Origin of the sequence: Streptomyces sp. NPDC005878 (assembly GCF_040629815.1) — a bacterium.
Taxonomy (GTDB): domain Bacteria; phylum Actinomycetota; class Actinomycetes; order Streptomycetales; family Streptomycetaceae; genus Streptomyces.
Window position 1 is genome coordinate 1 of the sequence record NZ_JBEXWK010000010.1, and the last position, 21,973, is coordinate 21,973.

13 protein-coding genes are annotated in these 21,973 nt (G+C 74.7%); 7 read left to right on the plus strand and 6 right to left on the minus strand.

All coding sequences use genetic code 11. From position 1 onward, the window contains the following. Window positions 1-502: 502 nt before the first annotated feature. Complete coding sequence (locus tag ABZ404_RS17265) at window positions 503-1,078, minus strand: MarR family transcriptional regulator (RefSeq protein ID WP_358837786.1); 576 nt, start codon at window positions 1,076-1,078, stop codon at window positions 503-505. A gap of 152 nt (window positions 1,079-1,230) precedes the next feature. Here ABZ404_RS17265 and ABZ404_RS17270 point away from each other — a divergent pair, with 152 nt between their 5' ends. Continuing rightward, complete coding sequence (locus ABZ404_RS17270) at window positions 1,231-2,508, plus strand: MFS transporter (RefSeq protein ID WP_358990548.1); 1,278 nt, start codon at window positions 1,231-1,233, stop codon at window positions 2,506-2,508. Window positions 2,509-2,550: 42 nt separating this feature from the next. On the opposite strand, the gene ABZ404_RS17275 is transcribed toward ABZ404_RS17270, so the two are convergent. After that, window positions 2,551-4,200: a SpoIIE family protein phosphatase gene (locus tag ABZ404_RS17275; protein ID WP_358837426.1), complete on the minus strand. Its 1,650-nt coding sequence runs from the start codon at window positions 4,198-4,200 to the stop codon at window positions 2,551-2,553. Between the two features lie 101 nt (window positions 4,201-4,301). Beyond that, entirely contained in the window at window positions 4,302-5,765 is a 1,464-nt protein-coding gene (locus tag ABZ404_RS17280) for an NAD(P)/FAD-dependent oxidoreductase (protein ID WP_358837427.1), read from the minus strand. A 323-nt stretch (window positions 5,766-6,088) separates the two neighbouring features. On the opposite strand from ABZ404_RS17280, the gene ABZ404_RS17285 reads away from it, so the two are divergent. Next, window positions 6,089-6,943: a helix-turn-helix domain-containing protein gene (locus ABZ404_RS17285; RefSeq protein ID WP_358837428.1), complete on the plus strand. Its 855-nt coding sequence runs from the start codon at window positions 6,089-6,091 to the stop codon at window positions 6,941-6,943. Between the two features lie 656 nt (window positions 6,944-7,599). Then, the gene (locus ABZ404_RS17290) at window positions 7,600-9,279 is read left to right on the plus strand and encodes a sigma-70 family RNA polymerase sigma factor (protein ID WP_358990551.1); all 1,680 of its coding nucleotides are present in this window, start codon (window positions 7,600-7,602) and stop codon (window positions 9,277-9,279) included. A gap of 27 nt (window positions 9,280-9,306) precedes the next feature. Here ABZ404_RS17290 and ABZ404_RS17295 read toward each other — a convergent pair whose 3' ends face one another. Together ABZ404_RS17295 and ABZ404_RS17300 are read right to left on the minus strand one after the other, a co-directional pair. Continuing rightward, on the minus strand, window positions 9,307-12,480 hold the full coding sequence (locus ABZ404_RS17295) for a BTAD domain-containing putative transcriptional regulator (protein WP_358837531.1): 3,174 nt from the start codon (window positions 12,478-12,480) through the stop codon (window positions 9,307-9,309). Between the two features lie 658 nt (window positions 12,481-13,138). Beyond that, the gene (locus ABZ404_RS17300) at window positions 13,139-15,250 is read right to left on the minus strand and encodes an asparagine synthase-related protein (RefSeq protein WP_358990518.1); all 2,112 of its coding nucleotides are present in this window, start codon (window positions 15,248-15,250) and stop codon (window positions 13,139-13,141) included. A 703-nt stretch (window positions 15,251-15,953) separates the two neighbouring features. On the opposite strand from ABZ404_RS17300, the gene ABZ404_RS17305 reads away from it, so the two are divergent. The 4 genes from ABZ404_RS17305 to ABZ404_RS17320 all read left to right on the plus strand — a co-directional run bounded on the left by ABZ404_RS17305 (window position 15,954) and on the right by ABZ404_RS17320 (window position 20,985). Next, window positions 15,954-17,369 carry an MFS transporter gene (locus ABZ404_RS17305; protein WP_067162776.1) on the plus strand — a complete coding sequence of 472 codons (1,416 nt, stop codon included), beginning with the start codon at window positions 15,954-15,956 and terminating at the stop codon, window positions 17,367-17,369. A gap of 70 nt (window positions 17,370-17,439) precedes the next feature. Further along, window positions 17,440-18,648 (plus strand): L-2-hydroxyglutarate oxidase, encoded by a 1,209-nt coding sequence (gene lhgO, locus ABZ404_RS17310; protein ID WP_358835822.1) that lies wholly within the window; start codon window positions 17,440-17,442, stop codon window positions 18,646-18,648. 51 nt (window positions 18,649-18,699) lie between these two features. Then, a complete protein-coding gene (gene trmB / locus ABZ404_RS17315) occupies window positions 18,700-19,482 on the plus strand; it encodes a tRNA (guanosine(46)-N7)-methyltransferase TrmB (protein ID WP_358835823.1) in 783 nt (260 codons plus the stop codon). A 54-nt stretch (window positions 19,483-19,536) separates the two neighbouring features. Next, window positions 19,537-20,985, plus strand: a complete 1,449-nt coding sequence (locus ABZ404_RS17320; RefSeq protein WP_358835824.1) for a PrsW family intramembrane metalloprotease — start codon at window positions 19,537-19,539, stop codon at window positions 20,983-20,985. A 15-nt stretch (window positions 20,986-21,000) separates the two neighbouring features. Here the strand turns inward: ABZ404_RS17320 and ABZ404_RS17325 are convergent, their stop codons facing one another. After that, window positions 21,001-21,945 (minus strand): aldo/keto reductase, encoded by a 945-nt coding sequence (locus ABZ404_RS17325; RefSeq protein WP_358835825.1) that lies wholly within the window; start codon window positions 21,943-21,945, stop codon window positions 21,001-21,003. Window positions 21,946-21,973: the final 28 nt, after the last annotated feature.

Below are 21,973 nucleotides of genomic sequence, written 5' to 3' on the forward strand. Positions count from 1 at the left end.
CAATCTGGCGTTGACTTTTGGCACGCTGTTGAGTTCTCAAGGTACGGACGCTTCCTTCGTTCCCGTTTCCGGGCCCTCCGGGCGCTTCCTTCGTTTCCGACTCTATCAGACTCTTTCGTGTCCGATTTCCCTGTCGGCGGGATTCGCTTTCCGACCTTTCGGCCTTCCGGCGGTTCCGACTCTATCAGATCCTTTCGGGCCTGATTTCCGGTCTCCCGGACCAAGTCGGTTTGTCTTCCCGGCTGTTGGGCCGTTCCGACGTCCCAAACCCTAGCGGATCTCCCGGGCGGCTCCTAATCGAGCCGGCCGATCCATCCAGTCCATCCGGCCCCCTTCGAAAAGAATTCGGCATGCCGAAATTCATCCCGATCGGGAGGTCGTACGGAGTTGGGTTGCCGCAGATCTGCGGCGGACGGCTGCCGCAGAACCGTTCCGGCTCCGTGACAACTCGAAGAACCTTACGCGCGGGGAAGGGCAGTGTCAACCCCCCTCAAGTCCGGCCTCAGTCCAGGTCGGTGAGGCGTCCGCCCGCGTCCGGCTGGGCGTGCTCCACCCGGCGCAGCAGGCGGATCAGCATCTCGCCGAGCGCCCCCCGCTCGTCCGGGGTGAGGTCCTGGAGCAGATCCTCCTCGAAGTCGGTGGCCATCTCCATGGCCTCCAGCCACTTCGTACGCCCCTCGTCCGTCAGCTCGACGATGACCCGCACCCGGTTGCTCTCGTCGCGGTCGCGCGTGACCAGGCCCTCGCCCGCCATGCGGTCGATGCGGTGGGTCATGGCCGCCGGGGTGAGGCCGAGGCGCTTGGCCAGCTCGCCCGGGCCCAGCCGGTACGGCTTGCCCGCGAGGACGAGGGTCTTGAGGACCTCCCACTCGGCGTTGCTGATGCCCAGCGCGGCGACCTGGCGTCCGTACGCCACGTTCATCCGCCGGTTCAGCCGCCCCAGGGCCGAGACGACCTTCTCGACCTGGGGGTCGAGGTCGCGGAACTCGCGCTGGTACGCCGCGATCTGCTCGTCGAGGGTCGGCTCCTCGGGGCCGGCGGGGCCGGTGGGCCCGCCGCGCTCGGTGGTCTCAGCCATGCCGCGAGTATCGCACGGGACGCGTTGGCGTCTAAGTCCTTGAGTGTGTATTGTTGAGGTTCTAACTTTAGTGTTGAAGTCTTCGCATCTGAGTCCTTCAGGTTCGAGTACTTCCACTTCGAGATCTCAAGGTGGTGAGTGTGACCAAGGTGATGGGCGCGGCGATGCGCCGGATCCAGGCGGGGAACGCGCTGAGCGCGTTCGGACTCGGGTTCACCGTTCCGTATCTGTACCTCTACGTGGCGACGGTGCGAGGGCTCGGCTCCTTCTGGGCCGGGATCGTCCTCGGCGTCTTCGCCCTGGCCGCGCTGGTCGCGCTGCTCTTCACCGGCCGGGTCATCGACCGGCGCGGCCCCCTGCCCGTCCTGGTCGGCGCCGCCGTGACGGCCGCCGTGGGCGCGCTTTGCCTCGGGCTCGCGAACAGCCTGGTGACCGTCCTCGGCTCCGCCGCCCTGCTCGGCGCGGGCACCGCGGTCATGCAGCCGGCGCTCGCCACTATGATCGTGTGGTCTTCGGGGCCGACCTCCCGGACCCGCGCCTTCGCCCTGCAGTTCTTCCTGCAGAACCTCGGGCTCGGCATCGGCGGGCTCTTCGGCGGCCAGATCGTCGACGAGAGCCGTCCGGCGTCCTTCACCCTGCTCTTCGCCATCGAGGCCGGGATGTTCCTGGTCCTCGCCGCGATCGCGCTGTCCGTGAAGCTGCCGCGCAACGCGGCCATCGCGGACGCCCGCCCCCAGGGCGGCCGGAGCGGCGGCGGTCTGAAGGCCGTGCTCGGGCACCGCGCCATGCTCCAGCTCTGCGCCCTCGGGTTCGTGCTGTTCTTCGCCTGCTACGGGCAGTTCGAGTCGGGTCTCGCGGCGTACGGCACCGAGGCCGCCGGGATCGACCCGTCGGCCCTGGGCCTCGCCCTCGCCGCCAACACGGCCGTCATCGTGGTCGCCCAGTTCCTGGTGCTGCGCTTCGTCGAGCGCCGCCGCCGCAGCCGCGTCATCGCGGCCGTGGGGCTCATCTGGACCGTGGCCTGGCTCTTCGCCGGGTACGCGGGGCTCGGCCACGGCAGCCAGACCATGGCGACCGCCGCGTTCGTCTCCACGTACGCGCTCTTCGGGCTCGGTGAGGCGATGCTGTCGCCGACCGTGGCGCCGCTGGTCGCGGACCTGGCGCCGGAGGCGATGGTCGGTCAGTACAACTCGGCGTTCGCGCTGGTCAAGCAGATGGCGCTGGCGCTCGGCCCGTTCGTGGGCGGGCCCATGGGGGCCACGCTGCACGGCCCGTACATCGTGACGTTCATCCTGTTCTCGCTCGGGATCACCATCCTCGCGCTGCGGCTCGGCCGGAGGCTGACGCCCGCGCAGGACCAGCCGGCGCTCGCGGCTCCGTCGCGGGTGGTCGCGGTGCACCGGAGCGAGCAGGTCGGCGCGGCGGCCTGAGCCGCCTTGCCCGCCCCGGCCGGGGCGGGCTGCCCGCCGGCCTCAGTCCGGCAGGGCGAACTCGCACCACACCGCTTTGCCGCCGCCCGGTGTGCGGCGCGAACCCCAGGACGAGGCGATCGTCGCGACGATCGAGATACCTCGTCCCGACTCGTCCCCGGGCTCGGCGCGGCGGCGGCGCGGCAGATGGTCGTCGCCGTCCGTCACCTCGATGATCAGACGGCGGTCGGTGCGGCGCAGGCGCAGCCGCATCGGCGGGGTGCCGTGCTGGAGCGAGTTCGCCACCAGCTCGCTCGCCGCCAGGACGCCCAGGTCGCGCAGCTCGATGGGGAAGCGCCAGGAGGCCAGGACCCCGGAGGCGAAGGCACGCGCGCGTGGCGCGGCTTCGACGCCGCCGAGCAGGTCGAGCGCCGCGTTGTGGAACAGCTCGGCGTCCGGGCCGCTGCGCGCGGGATGCTGGAGGACCAGGACCGCCACGTCGTCGTCGTGCTCGGCGGTCACCCCCAGGGCACGGATCAGCCGGTCGCAGACGACCTGCGGGGGGCCGTCCGCGCCGGACAGCGCGCGCTCCAGGGCGGCGACGCCCTCGTCGATGTCCTCTCCCCTGCGCTCGACCAGGCCGTCCGTATAGAGGACGGCGGTCGCGCCGGGCGGCAGGGCGATGGTGCCGGAGGTGTGCACCCAGCCGCCGGTGCCCAGCGGGGGTCCGGTCGGGTCGGCCGCGCGGTGCACGCTGCCGTCCGCGTGGCGTACGAGGAGGGGCAGATGGCCCGCCGACGCGTACTCCAGGCGGCCCTCGTTGGGGTCGTGGACCGCGTAGACGCAGGTGGCGATCTGGCTGGCGTCGATCTCGGCGGCCAAGCCGTCGAGCAGCTGGAGCACTTCGTGCGGGGGCAGGTCCAGGCGGGCGTACGCCCGCACCGCCGTGCGGAGCTGGCCCATCACGGCCGCCGCGCGCACCCCGCGCCCCATCACGTCCCCGATCACCAGGGCCGTGCGCCCGGCGCCCAGGGTGATCACGTCGTACCAGTCGCCGCCGACCGCGGCGTCCGTGCCGCCCGGCTGGTACGTGCAGGCGACCCGCAGGTCGTCGGGCTGCTCCAGCTCCTGCGGGAGCAGGGAGCGCTGGAGCGTCACGGCGGTCTCGCGGTGCCGGCGCTCGCTGGCGCGCAGCCGCTCGGCGGCCTCGGCGTGGTCGGTGACGTCGGCGGCGAAGACGAGCACCCCGCCGGCTCCGTCCCCGTGCGCGGGGATCTCGACGGGGGTGCAGGTGACGGTGTACGACCCGCCGCCCTGGGTCTTGCGGGACTTGACCGTACGCGGCTTGCCGCTGCGCAGGACCTGGTCCATCAGGGGCAGTAGGCCCAGCTCGTCCAGCTCGGGGAGCGCCTTGGCGGCGGGCGCGCCGACGGGGCGGGGGCCGAAGGCGGCGGCGTACGCGTCGTTCACGAACGCCACGCGGTGCTCCGGGCCGTAGACCAGGGCGGCGAGGGCCGGGATCTGGGCGAGGAGCCGGCGCACCGACAGCTCCTCCAGGACGGGCGCGGGGCGGTCCGCCTCGTCCCCGTCCGGCCAGGTGTCGGTCCCCGGGCCGGACTCACCGCGCGCGGCGGGCACGGAGCCCCGGTCGGTCCGTGCGGCGGCGCGCCGCTGCGTACCGGGGAGCCGGGCGCTCCAACGCGTGAAGTTCACGGATCTCTTGGCCTCGTGTGTCGCTGGCTGCTGGGTCACTCTGTGCAGGTGTGGGCCCACCTATGGTCACACGTCCAGTGTGACGGACCGCACTGACAACGTCAGTTCTCCTTGGTGCCGGGCTCCTCGGGTCCCGGCTCCGGGCGCGGCTTCGGCCCGGGTCCGGGGCCAGGTCCAGGGGGCCCGGCCGGTCCGGCGCCCGCCGCGAGCGCGAACTCGGCGCGCGGGTGCTCCAGCGAGCCGAGCGAGACGATCTCCCGCTTGAACAGGCCCGCCAGCGTCCACTCGGCGAGCACGCGCGCCTTGCGGTTGAAGGTGGGCACCCGGCTCAGGTGGTAGGCGCGGTGCATGAACCAGGCCGGGTAGCCCTTGAGCTTGCGTCCGTACACATGGGCGACGCCCTTGTGCAGGCCGAGCGAGGCGACCGAGCCCACGTACTTGTGCGCGTATTCGCGCAGGGGGCGTCCTTCCACGGAGGCGGCGACGTTCTCGGCGAGCGTCCTGGCCTGGCGCACGGCGTGCTGCGCGTTGGGCGCGCACTCCTTGTCCTTCTCCTCGGACGTCACGTCCGGCACGGCGGCGGCGTCCCCGGCCGCCCAGGCGTGCTCGGCGCCCTCCACCTGGAGCTTCGCGGTGCAGGTGAGGCGGCCGCGCTCGTTGAGGGGCAGATCGGTGGCGGCGAGCAGCGGCGCGGGCTTGACGCCCGCGGTCCACACGACCGTACGGGTGGGGAAGCGGGAGCCGTCGCTGAGGACGGCGACCCGGTTCTCGCAGGAGTCCAGGCGGGTCCGGAGCCGTACGTCGATGTTGCGGCCGCGCAGCTCGCGGATGGCGTACCGGCCCATCTCCTCGCCGACCTCGGGCAGGATGCGGTCGCTGGCCTCCACGAGGATCCACTTCAGGTCCTCGGGCTTGATGTTGTGGTAGTACCGGGCGGTGTAGCGGGCCATGTCCTCCAGCTCGGCGAGCGCCTCCACGCCCGCGTAGCCGCCGCCCACGAACACGAAGGTGAGGGCGGCGTCGCGGACGGCCGGGTCGCGGGTGGAGGAGGCGATGTCCATCTGCTCGATGACGTGGTTGCGCAGGCCGATCGCCTCTTCGACGGTCTTGAAGCCGATGGCGTAATCCGCGAGCCCCGGGACCGGCAGGGTGCGCGAGATCGAGCCGGGTGCCAGGACCAGCTCGTCGTAGCCGATCTCGATGGGGCCGCCGCCCTCCTCCTCGGTGGCGAGGGTGGCGACGGTGGCGGTGCGCGCGGCGTGGTCGATGCGCCGGGCCTCACCGATGACGATGTGGCAGCGGTCCAGGACGCGGCGCAGCGGTACGACGACGTGGCGGGGCGAGATGGACCCGGCGGCCGCCTCCGGCAGGAACGGCTGGTACGTCATGTACGGGTCCGGGGCCACCACGGTGATGCCCACCCGGCCGTCGCGCAGACGCGCCTTGAGCTCGCGCTGGAGACGCAGCGCCGTGTACATCCCGACGTAGCCGCCGCCGACGACGAGAATGCGGGTGCCGGGCGGTGGTTCGGGGCTCGACCCCCGATTGATCGCAGCCTTCACCATCCCATGAGGCAACGGACGCGGGTGTTTGTCCACAGGCCCGGCAAATTGTGTGACTGACGGATGTGGCCGGAACAGGTCGGGCCATTTCTCGCCGTCCGGCGTGAATGTGCAGGTCAGGGCTGGGAGATGGGGGTGGCGCAGGGGGCCGAATCGGGAAGGTTCCGGCCCTTGCTCCGATCGGGGGGCACACCGTGCGGAACAACCCCCTTCTGAATTGACTCCGGCTCAACTATGTTCGTACCTCGTCGGGGTGTCGGGTCCGGCCACCCGACTGTCAGGGCGGGGAGTCTCCGGGGGGAGACGTCATTACCGGGGGAACGGTTATGCATATTCAGGACTCTCATTGGCAGTCCGCCGTCGTCGCGTCGGCGGACGGCAATGGTCGTGTGGGCGGTGGTGGGAGCGCTTCCGCTTCCCGCTCCGCGCCGCTGCGGGTGGATGCCCAGCGCAATCTGGAGCACGTGCTGCGCGCCGCGCGCGAGGTGTTCGGTGAGCTGGGGTACGGGGCGCCCATGGAGGACGTGGCCCGTCGCGCGCGCGTCGGCGTGGGCACGGTCTACCGGCGCTTCCCGAGCAAGGACGTGCTGGTCCGGCGGATAGCCGAGGAGGAGACGGCGCGCCTCACCGACCAGGCGCGCACCGCGCTGGGCCAGGAGGAGGAGCCGTGGTCGGCGCTCTCCCGGTTCCTGCGGACGTCGGTGGCGTCGGGCGCCGGGCGGCTGCTGCCGCCGCAGGTGCTGCGCGTCGGGGTGGACGTGGACGCCGAGGAGTCGCCGGTTGTCGGGGGCGCCGGGGGTGTCGCGGGCGGCGTGCCGGTGCTGGAGCCGGTGGAGTCGCTGGACCCGGCGGGCTCCGCTGCCGGGGTACGGGTGCCGCAGCAGCGCCAGGCCGGGATGCCCGGCGGGTCCGGCGTGCCCGACCTGCGGGTCGTCGAGCCGCGCACGGCGCCGGCGGACGAGCTGGACGACCCGGGGGCGGCCGAGCTGCTCGCGGTGGTCGGGCAGCTGGTGGACCGGGCGCGTGAGGCGGGTGAGCTGCGGCGCGATGTGACCGTGGCCGACGTGCTGCTGGTGATAGCCACCGCGGCGCCGTCGCTGCCCGATCCCCACCAGCAGGCCGCGGCTTCCGCCCGGCTCCTGGACATCCTGCTCGAAGGGCTGCGTTCGCGCCCGGTGTGAGGCGCGGCCCGTGGGTGCGGACCCGCCCCGTGCGGGGCGGGTTCCCCTAACGGGTGGTTGGCAGCGGGCGGGCTGCTGGGGTGCGGGGCTCTGTGGGACGCTTGGCGCGTGGTCGGGTCTGAGCGTGCTGACGGGGGCTTTCCGCGATGAACGTTGAGGGGCGGGACGAGCTCGGCGCCAGCAGCGGCACGGAGCCGGAGGGCACGCCCTCCGCGCGGGTGCCGGGCCAGGCGGGCCGCGCCCACCGGCCGGACACCGAGAGCGGCGAGCCCGGCGGCACCGTACTGCCCGGCCCGTGGGGACCCGTACGGGAGCCCGAGAAGCCGGTCGGCGACGCGGACCCGTGGGGACCCGCAGGAGAGAGCGAGCGCCCCGCCGGTGACGCGGGTCCGTGGGGACCCGCAAGGGAAGCCGAGAGCCCCGTCGGTGACGCGGGTCCGTGGGGACCCGCAAGGGGGCCCGAGAGCACGGTCGTTGACGCAGCCGACGTGACTGGCGCGACCGGTCCGGCCGACCCCGCCGGCCCCTCCGACCCGGCTGCTCCGGTCGCCGTCCCGTCCGCTGTTCCGGCCGAGGCCGTGCCCGGTGTTCCGCCACAGCGCGAGCGGGTCACCGGGTCCGGGTCCGCCACCGCCGACGCCGAGCTGATCCAGCGCATGCGCGGCGGCGACGACACCGCGTACGAGGAGCTGTTCCGCCGCCACTCGGACGCGGTGCGCCGGTACGCCCGCAGTTGCTGCCGGGACGCGTACACGGCCGACGACCTCACCGCCGAGGTCTTCGCCCGTACGCTCCAGGCGGTGCGCGGCGGCGCCGGGCCCGAGCAGGCGGTGCGCGCGTATCTGATGACCACCGTGCGCCGCGTCGCCGCCTCCTGGACGAAGACGGCCAAGCGCGAGCAACTGGTCGAGGACTTCGCGCTCTTCGCCGACCAGGCCGCCCGTACCTCGGACGGCAGGGACGACGACACGGTCGACCTCGGCGCGGACGTCCGGGCGATGCACGAGGCCGAGCAGTCGCTCGCCATGCAGGCGTTCCGGTCGCTGCCGGAGCGGTGGCAGGCGGTGCTGTGGCACACCACCGTCGAGGAGGAGTCGCCCAGCGAGATCGCCCCGCTGTTCGGGCTCTCCGCCAACGCCACGGCGGTGCTGGCCAGCCGCGCCCGCGAGGGTCTGAAGCAGGCGTACCTCCAGGCGCACGTCTCCACCGCGCTCACCGAGGGCGGTGACTGCGCCCGCTACGCCGACCGCCTCGGGGCGTACGCGCGCGGCGGACTGCGGGTGCGGGCCGAGCGGGGCCTGAGCAAGCACCTGGAGGAGTGCGGCAAGTGCCGGGTCGCGGTCGTCGAGCTCAGGGACGTCAACGCCGGGATCCCCGCGCTGCTGCCGGTCGCGGTGGTCGGCTGGTTCGCCGCCGGGTACTCGCTCAAGGCCGCGGGGCTCGTGGCGGGAGGCGCCGCCGGTGCGGCGGGTGCCGGTGCCGCCGCGGCGGCCACGGGCGGGAGTTCGTCCGGGGGCGCGGCCGGCGGGGCCGTCGCCTCCGAGGGGCTCGGCGCCCCCGCCAAGGCCGGCATCGCGGCCGCGGTCGCCGTGGCGGTCGCCGCGGGCGTGGTCTTCGCCCTCACCGGCGGCGACGGCAAGCCGGTCGCGAAGCCCGAGGCCGAGCCGCCGGCCGTGGTGCCGATGGTCCCCCACAAGCCGCCGCCCACCCCCGCGCCAAAACCCCCGGCGCCGCCCGCGCCCGTACCCCCGCGGGCCAAGCCCGTGCCCAGGCCGCCGAAGCCCGCGCCGCCCGAGCCCCGGCCGAAGCCGGTGCCGAAGCCCCCGGCGCCCAAGCCGGTACCGAAGCCCACGCCGCCCCAGCCGAAGCCGACGCCGCCTCCGGTACCGCCACCGCCCCCGGCGACGGTCTACCAGGTCAACCGGCTCCAGTACGGCACGTTCGGCGACCACACCAAGCCCGAGGTGCGGCTCGGCTCGTCCAGCTGGCTCTGGCAGCGCTGGGGCCTGGCGATCGACGGCAAGCCGTACGGCCACGGCGTGACCGTGCACGCCCGCTCCGCCGTGACCATCGACCTCAACCGGAAGTGCTCCAGCTACGACGCGTTCGCCGGGGTCGACGACCTGACCCTGGGCCTGGGCGCGGTGCGGTTCTCGGTCTACGGCGACCGGACACTGCTGTGGCGCTCGCCCGTGATGCACGGCGGGGACCCGGCGGTGCCGGTCCACGCCGACCTCACCGGGCACCGCGCGATCCGCCTGGTGGTCGACCCGCACACGCCGTTCGGTTCGGTGGCGCTGGCGGACTGGGCGAAGTCGGTCATCAACTGCCGTTGACCGGGACCGGGGTTCGAAGCCAGGCCGTCAGTCCCCGTGACCGCCGCCGACGACGCCTTCGAGCAGCTCCGCGGTCTCCAGCGCGGTGAGCGCGGAACCCGCCGCACGCTGCTCCTCGTAGGCGGCCCGGCCCAGCTCCTCGCGCAGACGGGTGCGCAGGGCGTCCAGGGCCGCGCGGTCCGGGACCCACAGCGGGATGCCGTCGCGCCAGGCCTCGGCGGCGGCCAGCACCCGTACCGCGAGCACGGCTTCCCCGAGGTCGGGCAGGAGCCGGGCGGCGCCCTCCGCGAAGTGGGCGAGGAGGATCTCGGCGCAGCCCGCCGCGTCGGCGTGGCGCAGCGCCGACGCCAGTCCCCGTACACCGGTGGCCGGTCCGCTCTCCTCGGCCGCGATGCGCGCGTCGAGACCCTCCAGGACGGCGCTGAAGTGCGGCGGCGGGGTGGTGCGGGCGCTCTCCGCGTGGCCCGCGTCGCACTCGGCGCGCGCGGTGGCCGTGTCACCGGCGTCCAGGGCCATGCAGCCGCGCAGGTAGTGGATGTAGGAGCGGGTGTCGAAGACCCTGTAGCGGACGGCCTCCGCCTCGGCCTCCTCAAGGATCTTCGCACCGCCGGCCAGGTCGCCCGCGCGGTAGGTGAGTTCGGCGATACGGGCCAGCAGGAACGGTGCCTCGGCGTGGGCGCCCACCTCGCGGGCGAGGCCGAGCGCCTCCTCGTACTCGGGCCGGGCGAGCGCCGGGAGCCCGCGCATCATCGCGGCCTCCCCGGCGGCGCTGGCCACCTGGGCGCGCATCCAGCGGTCGCCGACGCGACGGCTCAGGGTCCGCAGCTCCGCGAGGTCGCCGTCGATGTCCCAGACACCGCCGGGCATGTCGATGACCATGTGCGTACGGAACATGAGGCTGACGCCGATCTCCCATTCGCCGCCGTACGCGCGGCAGTTGGCGACGACGGAGTCGACGCAGTCGCGCACCTGCGCGGTGGTGCGGGTGAGGAACGCGGCGAACGGCCACAGCAGCCCGGGGAAGCTCGCCGCCTGGGGGCCGCCGCGCCCGAACGCCTCGCGCAGCCGGTCCATCTCCGCCAGGGTCTCGGCCCGGCGCAGCCGGTCCGCCGCGCCGGACTCCTCCAGCAGGAAGATCCGCAGCAGCGCGAGCCGCATCCGGGGCCAGTAGCGCGGGTCGTCGGGCCCCTCGGCGTCCTCCTCGCACGCGAGGACGCGGTCCACCCACGCCACTCCCTCGCCCCGGTAGTTGCGCAGCCACCAGAACCAGCCCATGGCCAGGCCGATGTCCCGGGCCGCGGCCGGATCGGGGCCGGTGGCGGTGGTGCGGTGCAGCGCGGCCCGGATGTTGTCCAGCTCGCGCTCCAGGCGGCGGATCCAGGCGAGCTGCCCGCGCGAGCGCAGCAGCGGGTCGGCCTCCTGGGCCAGGTCGCGGTAGTACGCGGTGTGGGCGCGGGCGGCCTCGGCGAGGAGCTCCGGGGTCTCGGCCGCGCGCTCGGCGGCGTACTCGTGGATGGTCTCCAGGAGCCGGTAGCGCATCTGGCCGGTGTCCGGCTCGGGGGCGGCCACCACCAGGGACTTGTCGACCAGGGCGGCGAGGTCGTCGGTGGGGCCGCACACCGCCTGGGCGGCGGGCAGGTCCCAGCCGCCGGCGAAGACGGAGGCGCGGCGCAGCACCGCGCGCTCGCGCTCCTCCAGCAGCTCCCACGACCAGTCGACGACCGCGCGCAGGGTCTGCTGGCGGGGCAGTACGGTCCGGCTTCCGCTGGTCAGCAGGCGGAAACGGTCGTCGAGCCGGTCGGCGATCTGGCGCGGGGAGAGCAGCCGCAGCCGGGCGGCGGCCAGCTCGATCGCCAGCGGCAGCCCGTCGAGCCGCCGGCAGATCTCGGCGATGGCCTCGGGGTCCTCGGCCGGGTCGAAGTCGGGCCGTACGGTACGGGCGCGTTCGGTGAAGAGGCGGTACGCGGGGTCGGGCGGCAGCGGCTCGACCGGGCGGACCCGCTCCCCCGGCACCCCGAGGGGTTCGCGGCTGGTGGCGAGGACGCGCAGGCCCGGGCAGCGGGTCAGCAGCGTCTCCGCGAGGCGCGCGGCGGCGTCGACGAGGTGCTCGCAGTTGTCGAGGACGAGCAGGGTGGGGGCGGGGGCGGCGGCGAAGTGGTCGGCGAGCCGGGCGAGGGGGTCGTCCTGGTGCGGCTGCCCGTCCCGTCCGAGCAGGGTCGTCTCGCGCAGCCCGAGCGCGGAGACGACGGCGCCGGGGACGGCGTCCGGGTGGTCGAGCGGGGCGAGCTCCACGAGCCAGGCGGGGCCGGGGGCGGCGGCCTCCTCGGCCAGGCGCGTCTTGCCGGAGCCGCCGGGCCCGGTGAGGGTGACGAGCCGGTGCGCGGCCAGGTCCTGCCGGATGGCGGCGAGTTCGGGTTCGCGTCCGACGAAGGAGGTGAGCCGGGGCCGCAGATTGCCCCGCGCCTCGGGGACGGGGTTGAGCAGTTCGCGGTGGAGGGCGGTCAGCTCCGGGCCGGGGTCGGTGCCGAGGGAGTCGGCGAGGGTGCGGCGGGCGGTCTCGAACGCCATCAGCGCGTCGGCCGTACGCCCCTCGGCCCGCAGGGCGCGGATGAGCTGGGCGTGCAGGGGTTCGTCGTACGGGCGGGTCTCGATCAGCGCGGTGAGCTCGGCGGGGAGGTGGGCGGTGGCGCCGCGCCGCAGGTCCGCCTCGATGCGGCCGCGCAGGGCGTCGAACCGCCGCGCCTCCGGGCGGGCGGCCGCCGCGGTGCGGTCGGGCAGGTCGGCGAGGGCGGGGCCGCGCCACAGGGCGAGGGCGGCGCGCAGGATCTCGGCGGCGGACTCGGGGTCGCCGTCGGCGAGCCGGCGTTCGCCGGTGCGGGTGCGGTGCTCGAAGGCGAACAGGTCGACGTCCTTCTCCGGCGCGTCGACGGCGAGCCGGTAGCCGCCGGCCTCCGAGACGACGGCGTCACGGCCGATGGCGCGGCGCAGGCGGCCGATGAGGGCCTGGAGGGCGGCGTGGGCGTCGTGCGGGGGGTCTTCGGGCCAGATCTCGTCGATGAGGGTGGTGGGAGGGAGGGGGGTGGCGTGGTGGGCGTGGGCGGCGAGGGTGGTGAGGAGGGCGCGGAGGCGGGGCCCTCCGAGGGGGAGGGGGTGGCCTTGGTCGTCTTGCGCCTCTGTGGCGCCCAGGATTCGGTACCGCACGGGGTCATTGTGTCTCGGCCTCAATCCGCCTGCGGCGGGCTGCCGGGGGTGCGCCCCTTTTGGGCCCGGACTTCGGCTGCCGGCCGGTGGTGGGTTGCTCGCGCAGTTCCCCGCGCCCCTGATCGGCCCGGACTTCGGCAGCCGGCCGGTCGTGGGTTGCTCGCGCAGTTCCCCGCGCCCCTGATCGGCCCGGACTTCGGCAGCCGGCCGGTCGTGGGTTGCTCGCGCCGTTGCCCGCGCCCCTGATCGGCCCGGACTTCGGCAGCCGGCCGGTCGTGGGTTGCTCGCGCCGTTCCCCCCGCCCCTGATCGGGCCGGGGGTCGGCTCGTCGCGCCGTTCCCCGCGCCCCTTTTTCGCCCGGTGGGCATCCGCGGGTTTGTGGGTGGCTGAGCGCGCAGTTCCCCGCGCCCCCTGAGTACCTAGGGGCGCGGGGAACTGCGCGAGCAACCCTCCACGGTCCGCAGGCGAAAGGCGAGGCGTTCAGGGGCCGCAGGCCCCGCCTTGGGGGGCCTAGGGCCGCAGGTCCCGTCATGGGGGCGAGGGCGCTGCCCCCATGGACGCGGGGCCGGGGTGCAGGCCCCAGGGACGCGGGGCCGGGGTGGAGACCCCGGGGAGGGGTGGCCGGGGTGGAGGCCCCGGGGAGGGGTGGTGTGGGCTTCTAGGCTCGTAGTGGCGGGCGGGAGCGGGTTATTCCGCCCGCCACCGCCCGCTGCTTCGGCGCAGCCGTCCCCGTCCAGCACGTGCCCCGCCGCGCCAGCAGCCGCCGCAGCCACAACTCCGTGGAGACCAGGTCCGCAAGCCCGTCCAGCGGCAGGCGTTCGCCCGCGGCGGCGGCCCGTAGGGCGCGGCGGACCGTGCGGGCCTCGATCAGGCCCGCGTCCGCGAGCAGCGGGGCCTCGAAGAGCGAGATCAGGGGGTCGATCGCGCGGCGCAGACCCGCGCGGACCGCCGCCGTGGAGGAGGCGTGGGACGTGGCGCCCCAGCCGGGCGGCAGGTCCCGGACCCCGGACCCCGCAAGCACCGTCCGCAGGATCGCCGCCCGCGCCCCCGGCTGCACCCGTACCGCCTCGGGCAGGGCGCGGCACGCCCGTACCACCTGGTTGTCCAGGAACGGGGCGTGCAGCCGCTGGCTGCGGATCTCGGCGGCCTGCTCCAGGACGCGGTGGTCGGCGGCGTAGCGGGCGAGCGCCGCGCGGGCCCGCGCCTCGCCGGGCCGCAGCACCGTCGCCGGGCGCGTCGCCGACGCCATCAGCCGGATCGATACTTCAGCCAGCGCCTCCCCGGTGAGCCATCGCGCGGCCGGTCCTGGCCGCGTCCAGGCCAGGGACGCGAGCGAGGCGTCCAGCGGGGTCTCGGCCGCGGCGTCGACGAGGTCGGCGTCGCGCCGCAGCCGCTCGGCCGCCGACTCGATGCCCGCCCGGTAGGGCGTACGGGCGAGTCTGCGGGCCGCCCGGTACACGGTGAGCGGGACGAAGAGGGAGTGGGCGGAGGGGCCGCCCGCCTTGGCCAGCGCCGCCGCGGGGCGCAGCAGGTGGCGGCGCTGACGGTCCATCAGCAGGTCGGCGAGGCGCGCCGGGTGCGCGTCCAGGACCTGTCGCGCCCCGCTGCCGGTGAAGTGGTCCGCGCTGCCCGCCGCGAGCCGGCGCCGGTGGCGCTCCGCCACGACCAGGGAGGGGCCCGGCTCGTCGGTGAGCGGTCCGGCCAGCTCCGCGTACGGCAGGGCCTCCTCATCGCCGGCCACCACCACGTGGTGCAGCCGGGGGTTGGTCGCGATCGCCCCGGCCCGCTCCACCTCGGCCTCGCCGCGCCGGCCGGGTACGGCGAGGTCGTTGAAGGTGACGGCGAGGAGCCGTTCACCCGCGCCGGTGCCGTGGCCGAGCACCGTGCCGGGGTTGCCCGGCAGCCCGGCGGCGAGCAGGGCGAGGGTGGCCGAGGCGGGACCGCCGGAGAGGTCGGCGCCGATGCCGGGGGCCGGGCCCCCGCGCGCGGCGCGCCGCTCGGCGGGGCCCATGCCGGGCACCGGACCCGGGTCCGGCGGCAGTGTCTCGGGGGCGTGGCGCGGCGCGGTGAGCCGGGCCCGTACGGCGGCGACCAGCGCCTCCCGTACGCCGTTCACCGCGCTCTCCTCGTCGACCTGGGCGGCGGCGACGGCGAGCGAGGCCATCGGCTCGTACCCGGTGATCTCCCGCGAGCCCTCGCGCAGGACGAGCGCGTGGCCGGGCGGGATGCGCCGCACCCCGGCGTAGGGGGTGGAGTCGCCGAGCGCCTCGGGTACGTCCGGGCAGGCGAGCAGCGCCGCCAGGTGGCCGATGTCCAGCTGGGCCTCGATGAGGTCGGCGAGCGGCAGGGCGGCCGTGGCGTACGCGGTGCCGCTCGCCCAGGGCGTGTAGAAGACGGGGCGGGCACCGGCCAGGTCACCGACGACGGTGACCCTGCGTCCGACCTGGGCAACGGCCGTATAGCTGCCGGGCCATGCCGACAGGTGCCGCAGTGCGCCCCCGCGTGCCGCGAACAGCCCGACCCGCAGCTCCTCGTCGCTGGCGGCGCAGCAGCCCAGCACCGCGAGCCGGGTGTCCGCCCCCACGCTGACCACGCGGATCTCATCGGGGCGCCAGTCGCCGACCGCCCAGAGCGGGTCGGGGTCGCCCCACAGCAGCTGGGAGCCGACCGGATGCACCGTGCGCCCCTCCTCGGGCGCGCCCAGGGCGCCGGCCGTCCCGGCGGCGCCGAACCGCGCGGCGACACTGCTCCAGCCCACCAGCCACCGCATCGCCGCCTCCACAGCCTGTGGACAACCCGTCGCCCGCGCCGACAGAACCGGGTCAAGCCGCAGGCATGCGGTTCTGAGGTCGCTCGGGACCATGCTGCCATGACAATGGCGTGCGGGAGGGGCCTCGGGGTAGCGCGCGCAAAAAGTGAACGCGCTCCCATGGATGGCCGATTGACAGCTCCCCAGCCGCGCGGAAGCGGCGTTTCCGGGTGGTGCGGGACCGTCGCTTTTCGGCCAACTTCACCCCGGGGGCGCGTGGCGGACACCCCGGAGCGGGCATGAAACGGGCAGCGGAGCCGGTCCGCGGGACCCCCAGTCCGGGAGGCGCTGTCCGCCTCCCGGACCGGTCCGCCGCCCGCGGGGATTGAGGCGACGGTGTCCCCCAGCCCACTGGATCCAGTTCAGCGGGCCGACCCACGCACCTGACATGGAAGCGCTGTCCGCCCTCGGCGGGCCAGAGCGCACGCACCGCGCACGGCCACACACCCGGAGCACACACCCCCGGCCCCAACTCGTCCGTACGGAAAGCAATCCCGCCATCCGGAACACCGCCCCTTAACGGTAGGGATGCGGCGAACTACGCTGGGTGCACTGCTGTTCTCCGCGGGCGGCATATTCCTGGGGGCTCGGCCACACGAGTGTGCGGCCGGACGGACCCGGGGCGCCGCCCCCGGGGGACGCCGTCTGTGTCGAGGGGTGGCGCATGTCCAGGGAGCAACGCGGGCCGAACGAGAAGCTCGGCACCGTTCTCGCCCTCGCGGGAATCAGCAACGCCGGACTGGCCAGAAGGGTCAACGACCTCGGTGCGCAACGCGGTCTGACCCTTCGTTACGACAAGACATCGGTGGCCCGCTGGGTCTCCAAGGGGATGGTGCCCCAGGGCGCCGCGCCCCATCTGATCGCTGCGGCCATCGGCGCCAAGCTCGGGCGCCCGGTGCCGCTGCACGAGATAGGACTCGCCGACGCCGACCCGGCGCCCGAGGTCGGTCTGGCGTTCCCGCGCGACGTGGGCGAGGCGGTCCGCTCCGCGACCGAGCTCTACCGGCTCGATCTGGCCGGACGGCGGGCGGGCGGCGGCATCTGGCAGTCGCTGGCCGGATCCTTCGCGGTCACCGCGTACGCGACCCCGGCCTCCCGCTGGCTCATAACCCCCGCCGACTCGTCGGTGGCGCGCGACCACGACGGGGCGGCCGGAACACCCCTGAAGGTCGGCCACAGCGATGTGGCCAAACTCCGCGAGGCGGCGGAGGACGCCCGCCGCTGGGACTCCAAGTACGGGGGCGGGGACTGGCGTTCGTCGATGGTTCCCGAGTGCTTACGGGTGGACGCGGCCCCGCTGCTGCTCGGCTCGTACTCGGACGAGGTCGGGCGGGGCCTGTTCGGGGCGACCGCGGAGCTGACCCGGCTGGCCGGCTGGATGGCCTTCGACACCGGCCAGCAGGAGGCCGCGCAGCGCTACTACATCCAGGCGCTGCGCCTCGCGCGCGCGGCGGCCGACGTGCCGCTGGGCGGCTATGTGCTCGCCTCCATGTCGCTCCAGGCCACCTACCGGGGCTTCGCCGACGAGGGCGTGGACCTCGCGCAGGCGGCCGTCGAGCGCAACCGGGGCCTGGCGACCGCCCGCACCATGAGCTTCTTCCGGCTCGTCGAGGCACGCGCGCACGCGAAGGCGGGCGACGCGCTCGCGGCCGGCGCCGCGCTCAAGGCCGCCGAGTCGTGGCTGGAGCGCTCCCGGGACGGCGACGCGGACCCCTCCTGGCTCGGCTTCTACTCCTACGACCGCTTCGCGGCGGACGCGGCCGAGTGCTACCGCGACCTGAAGGCCCCGCGCCAGGTGCGCCGCTTCACCGAGCAGGCGCTGTCGCGCCCCACCGAGGAGTTCGTGCGCTCGCACGGCCTGCGGCTCGTGGTCTCGGCGGTGGCCGAGCTGGAGTCGGGCAATCTGGACGCCGCCTGCGCCGCGGGCACGCGCGCGGTGGAGGTCGCGGGACGGATCTCCTCGGCACGCACCACCGAGTACGTACGGGACCTGCTGCACCGCCTGGAGCCCTACGGGGACGAGCCGCGCGTGGTGGAGCTGCGGGAGCGGGCCCGGCCGCTCCTGGTGGCCCCGGCGTAGATCACTTCCGCCACGGGTTTACGGGCATTGTCAGTGGGCCAGTGCACTATCTGGGGTGGGAGGTGTGGTGGTGACGGCGTACGACTGCGACGTGCTGGTGATCGGCGGCGGGATCGTCGGTCTGTCGACGGCGTATGCCCTGGCCCAGGCCTCGCCCGGCACCCGGGTGACCGTCCTGGAGAAGGAGTCCGGCCCCGCCCGCCACCAGACCGGCCGCAACAGCGGGGTGATCCACAGCGGGATCTACTACCGCCCCGGCTCCCTCAAGGCGCGGTACGGGGTGCGGGGAGCCGCCGAGATGGTGGCGTTCTGCGCCGAGCAGGGCCTGCCGTACGAGGTGACCGGCAAGCTCATCGTGGCCACCGACCGCACCGAGCTGCCCCGGCTGCACGCCCTGGTCCAGCGCGGCCGGGAGAATGGCATCCCGGTGCGCGAGCTGGGCCCGGCCCAGATCGCGGAGTACGAGCCGGAGGTCCAGGGCCTCGCCGGGATCCACGTCGCCACGACCGGCGTCTGCGACTACCCGGCGGTGGCGGCCCGCCTGGCCGAGCTGTCCGGCGCGGAGATCCGGTACGGGACGGAAGCCGTCCAAATAGCGCGCCGCCCCGGTTCGGGTGTGGCCGTGCGCACCTCGACCGGGGCGGTGATCCGGGCCCGGGCGCTGGTGAACTGCGCGGGGCTGCACTGCGACCGGGTGGCCCGCCTGGCCGGGGACGACCCGGGGGTGCGGATCGTGCCGTTCCGGGGCGAGTACTACGACCTGGCGCGGCCCGGCCTGGTCAAGGGTCTGGTGTATCCGGTGCCCGACCCGGCGTTCCCCTTCCTCGGGGTGCATCTGACCCGGGGGATCGGCGGCGGCGTCCACGTCGGGCCGAACGCGGTCCCGGCCGCGGCCCGCGAGGGCTACGACTGGCGCACGGTCCGTCCCGCCGAGCTGGCCTCGACCCTTGCCTGGCCCGGCACCTGGCGCATCGCCGCCCGCCACTGGCGGTACGGAGCGGGCGAGATCCACCGCTCGCTCTCCCGCCGCGCCTTCACCGAGGCGGTCCGCCGGCTGTTGCCCGACGTCCGGGACGAGGACCTGCGCCCCGCCCCGTCCGGAGTGCGCGCCCAGGCGGTGCTCCGCGACGGCACCCTGGTCGACGACTTCCTCATCCGCGAGGCGCCCCGCACGATCCACGTCCTGAACGCCCCGTCCCCGGCGGCCACCGCGTCCCTGCCGATCGGGCGCGAGGTGGCCCGGCGGGCGCTGGGGGTGCTGGGGGCGGCGCGGGTGTAGCGGGCCGCGTGCGGGCCGCGTGCGGGCCGCGGCACGTAGAATCGGCTCATTGTGTCTGAGCTGCCGCCCCCCGCCCCCGCCCGTCGCCCCAAGGGCGAGCCCCGGTTCCCCGGGGGTCCCGTCGCCGACCCCGCCGGGTCCCACCACGAACGGCGCATCCGCAGTTTCCAGCCGCGCCGCAGCCGGGTGACCACCGGCCAGGGCGAGTACCTGGAGCGGCTGTGGCCGCAGTGGGGCCTCGACATCGACGGGCGCGGCACGCTCGACCTGGACGAGATGTTCGGCGGACTGCCCGTCGTCCTGGAGATCGGCTTCGGGATGGGCGAGGCGACCGCCGAGATGGCCGCCGCCGACCCCGGCACCGGCATCCTCGCCGTCGACGTCCACACCCCCGGCCAGGGCAACCTCCTCGGCCTCGCCGAGCGCGGCGGCCTCACCAACGTCCGGGTCGCCAACGGCGACGCGATCATCCTGCTGCGCGAGATGCTGCCGCCCGAGTCGCTGGACGGGCTGCGGGTCTACTTCCCCGACCCCTGGCCCAAGAAGCGCCACCACAAGCGCCGCATCATCCAGCCCGACTTCCTCACCCTGGCCGCGCCCCGGCTGAAGCCCGGCGCGCTGCTGCACTGCGCCACCGACTGGGAGCCGTACGCCGAGCAGATGCTTCAGGTGCTGAACGAGCACCCCGCGTTCGAGAACACCCAGGCGGACGGCGGTTTCGCGCCCAGGCCCGCGTTCCGGCCACTCACGCGCTTCGAGGGGCAGGGCCTGGACAAGGGCCATGTGGTCCACGACCTGCTCTTCACCCGCGCGGCCGAGCTGCCCTCCGCCTGACGGCGACCCCACGCACCGTCGCGGATTGTCCGTACCCCTCGTTAGGGTCGTCTGGTGTCGTCCGAGTCGCTTCCGCAACGCCAGCCGCCGGGCCCGCTCCAGCCGGTCCCGGAGCGCGGCGCCGAGCCGCGGTTCGACGCCGTCCCGGAGCGCGCCAAGTGGCGCTACCGGCCGCGGCGCGACTTCTGGCGCTCCCGGGCGTTCCGGGCCGGCGCGCTGATCACCCTGCTCGCCCTGTGCGGTCTGGTCATCCTCGCCATCGTGCGGGACCAGACCGGCACCGAGGGGTTCCTGGTGGGGCTCGCGCTCGCCGTACTGCCGGTGCCGCTGCTGGTCACCGCGTTCCGCTGGCTGGACCGGGTGGACCCGGGCCCCTGGCGCAACCTGCTGTTCGCGCTCGCCTGGGGGGCGTGCGCCGCCGCCCTTGTGGCGATCATCGCCAACTCCTTCGCGACCAAGTGGATAGCCACCGCGACCGCCGATCCGTCCTCCGCCGACCACCTGGGCGCGACCGTGATCGCGCCGGTCGTCGAGGAGAGCGCCAAGGCGGCCGCCGTGCTGCTGCTGTTCCTGTTCCGCAGACGGGACTTCAAGGGGATAGTCGACGGCGTCGTCGTGGCGGGCTTCACCGCGACCGGCTTCGCCTTCACCGAGAACATCCTGTACCTCGGCAACGCCTTCGGTGAGGACCAGGTCAGCCACACCGCCGGGCTCTCCTCGACGACCGCGGCGACGTTCTTCGTCCGGGTCGTGATGTCGCCGTTCGCGCACCCGCTGTTCACGGTCTGCACCGGCATAGGCTTCGGGGCCGCGGCGCTCGCGGCCCCGGGCCGCCGCCGGCGCCGGATCGGCTGGCCGGTGCTCGGCCTGCTGTCCGCGATGGGGATGCACGCGCTGTGGAACGGCTCGTCGTCGTTCGGGACGTACGGCTTCTACCTGGTCTACGCCGCGTTCATGGTGCCGGTGTTCGGGCTGCTCACCTGGCTCGCGGTCTGGAGCCGCCAGCGGGAGCTGCGCACCGTCGCGGCGGAGCTGCCCGCCTACGCGGCGGCGGGCTGGCTCGGCCCGGCCGAACCGCTCGCGCTCTCCTCGATGCGGGCCCGCTCGATGGCCCGCGACTTCGCCCACCGCACCTTCGGGGGGAAGCGGGCGGCGCGGACGGTCGCGGAGTACGAGGCGTTCGCGACGGCCCTGGCGTTCCTGCGCCGCCGGGCCCGCCGCTCCGAGGCCGGCCCGGACTTCACCGCCCGCGAGCAGGAGCTGCTGCACCACCTGTGGGCGCGCCGGGAGGTGGCAGGCCCCGCTCTGCTGTACGCGGCGGGCGCGGCGGGCCGCATCTGGATCCCGTCCCAGCCCTACCCGTACGGCCACCAGACCCCGTACGGAACCCAGACCCCGTACGGCCACCAGCCCCCGTACGGCTACGGCCAGGGCGCGTACGGGAACCACGCCCCGTACGGCTACGGCCCGGCCGCCTCCCCGTACGACCCCTACCGGCGCTGAGAGCCTGTCCCCGGTCTACGCCGAGGCGGCCTTCAGCTCGCTCAGCTCCGCGTCCGTGAGCTCCAGGTCCGCGACCGCGAGGAGCGCGGGCAGCTGCTCGACGGTCCGGGCCGAGGCGATCGGGGCGACCACGGTCGGCTGCGCGGCGAGCCAGGCGAGGGCCACGCTCGCGGGCTCGACACCGTGCGCCAGCGCGACGCGGTCGAGCGCGGCGAGCACCTTCACGCCCCGCTCGGTGCCCAGGTACCGGCCGGCGCTGCCGGCCCGCGCGCTGTCGACGTCCTGGCCGGGGCGGTACTTGCCGCTGAGGAAGCCGGAGGCGAGCGCCGAGTAGGGCACGGCGGCCAGACCCGAGCGGCCGGCGGTGTCCTGGAGGGTGCCCTCGTAGGTGTCGCGCGAGACCAGGTTGTAGTGCGGCTGGAGCGCGACGTACTTGGCCAGGCCCTCGCGGTCGGAGAAGTCCAGGGAGTCCTGGAGCCGCTCCGGGGAGATGTTGGAGGCGGCCACCGCACGCACCGTGCCGTCCTTGACCAGCTGGTCGAGGGCGGTGACGATCTCCTCGACGGGGACGGACTCGTCGTCGAAGTGCGTGTAGTACAGGTCGATGTAGTCGGTGCCGAGACGGCGCAGCGACTCCTCGGCGGCGGCCTTGATGGTGGGGGCCGCGAGCCCCTTGAACGAGGCGTGCGCGCCGCCCTTGGTGGCGATCACGACGTCCTCGCGGTTGCCGCGCGCCGCCAGCCACCTGCCGATGATCCGCTCGGACTCGCCGCCCTCGTTGCCCGGGGCCCAGGCCGAGTAGACGTCGGCGGTGTCCACGAAGTTGCCGCCCGCCTCCGTGTACGCGTCGAGCACCGCGAAGGAGGCGGCCTCGTCGGCGGTCCAGCCGAAGACGTTGCCGCCCAGGGCGAGCGGGAAGACGGACAGGTCGGAAGAGCCCAGGGGGCGCAGCGTGGTCATGGGGGGTGAACGGGCCGACGGGGCACGC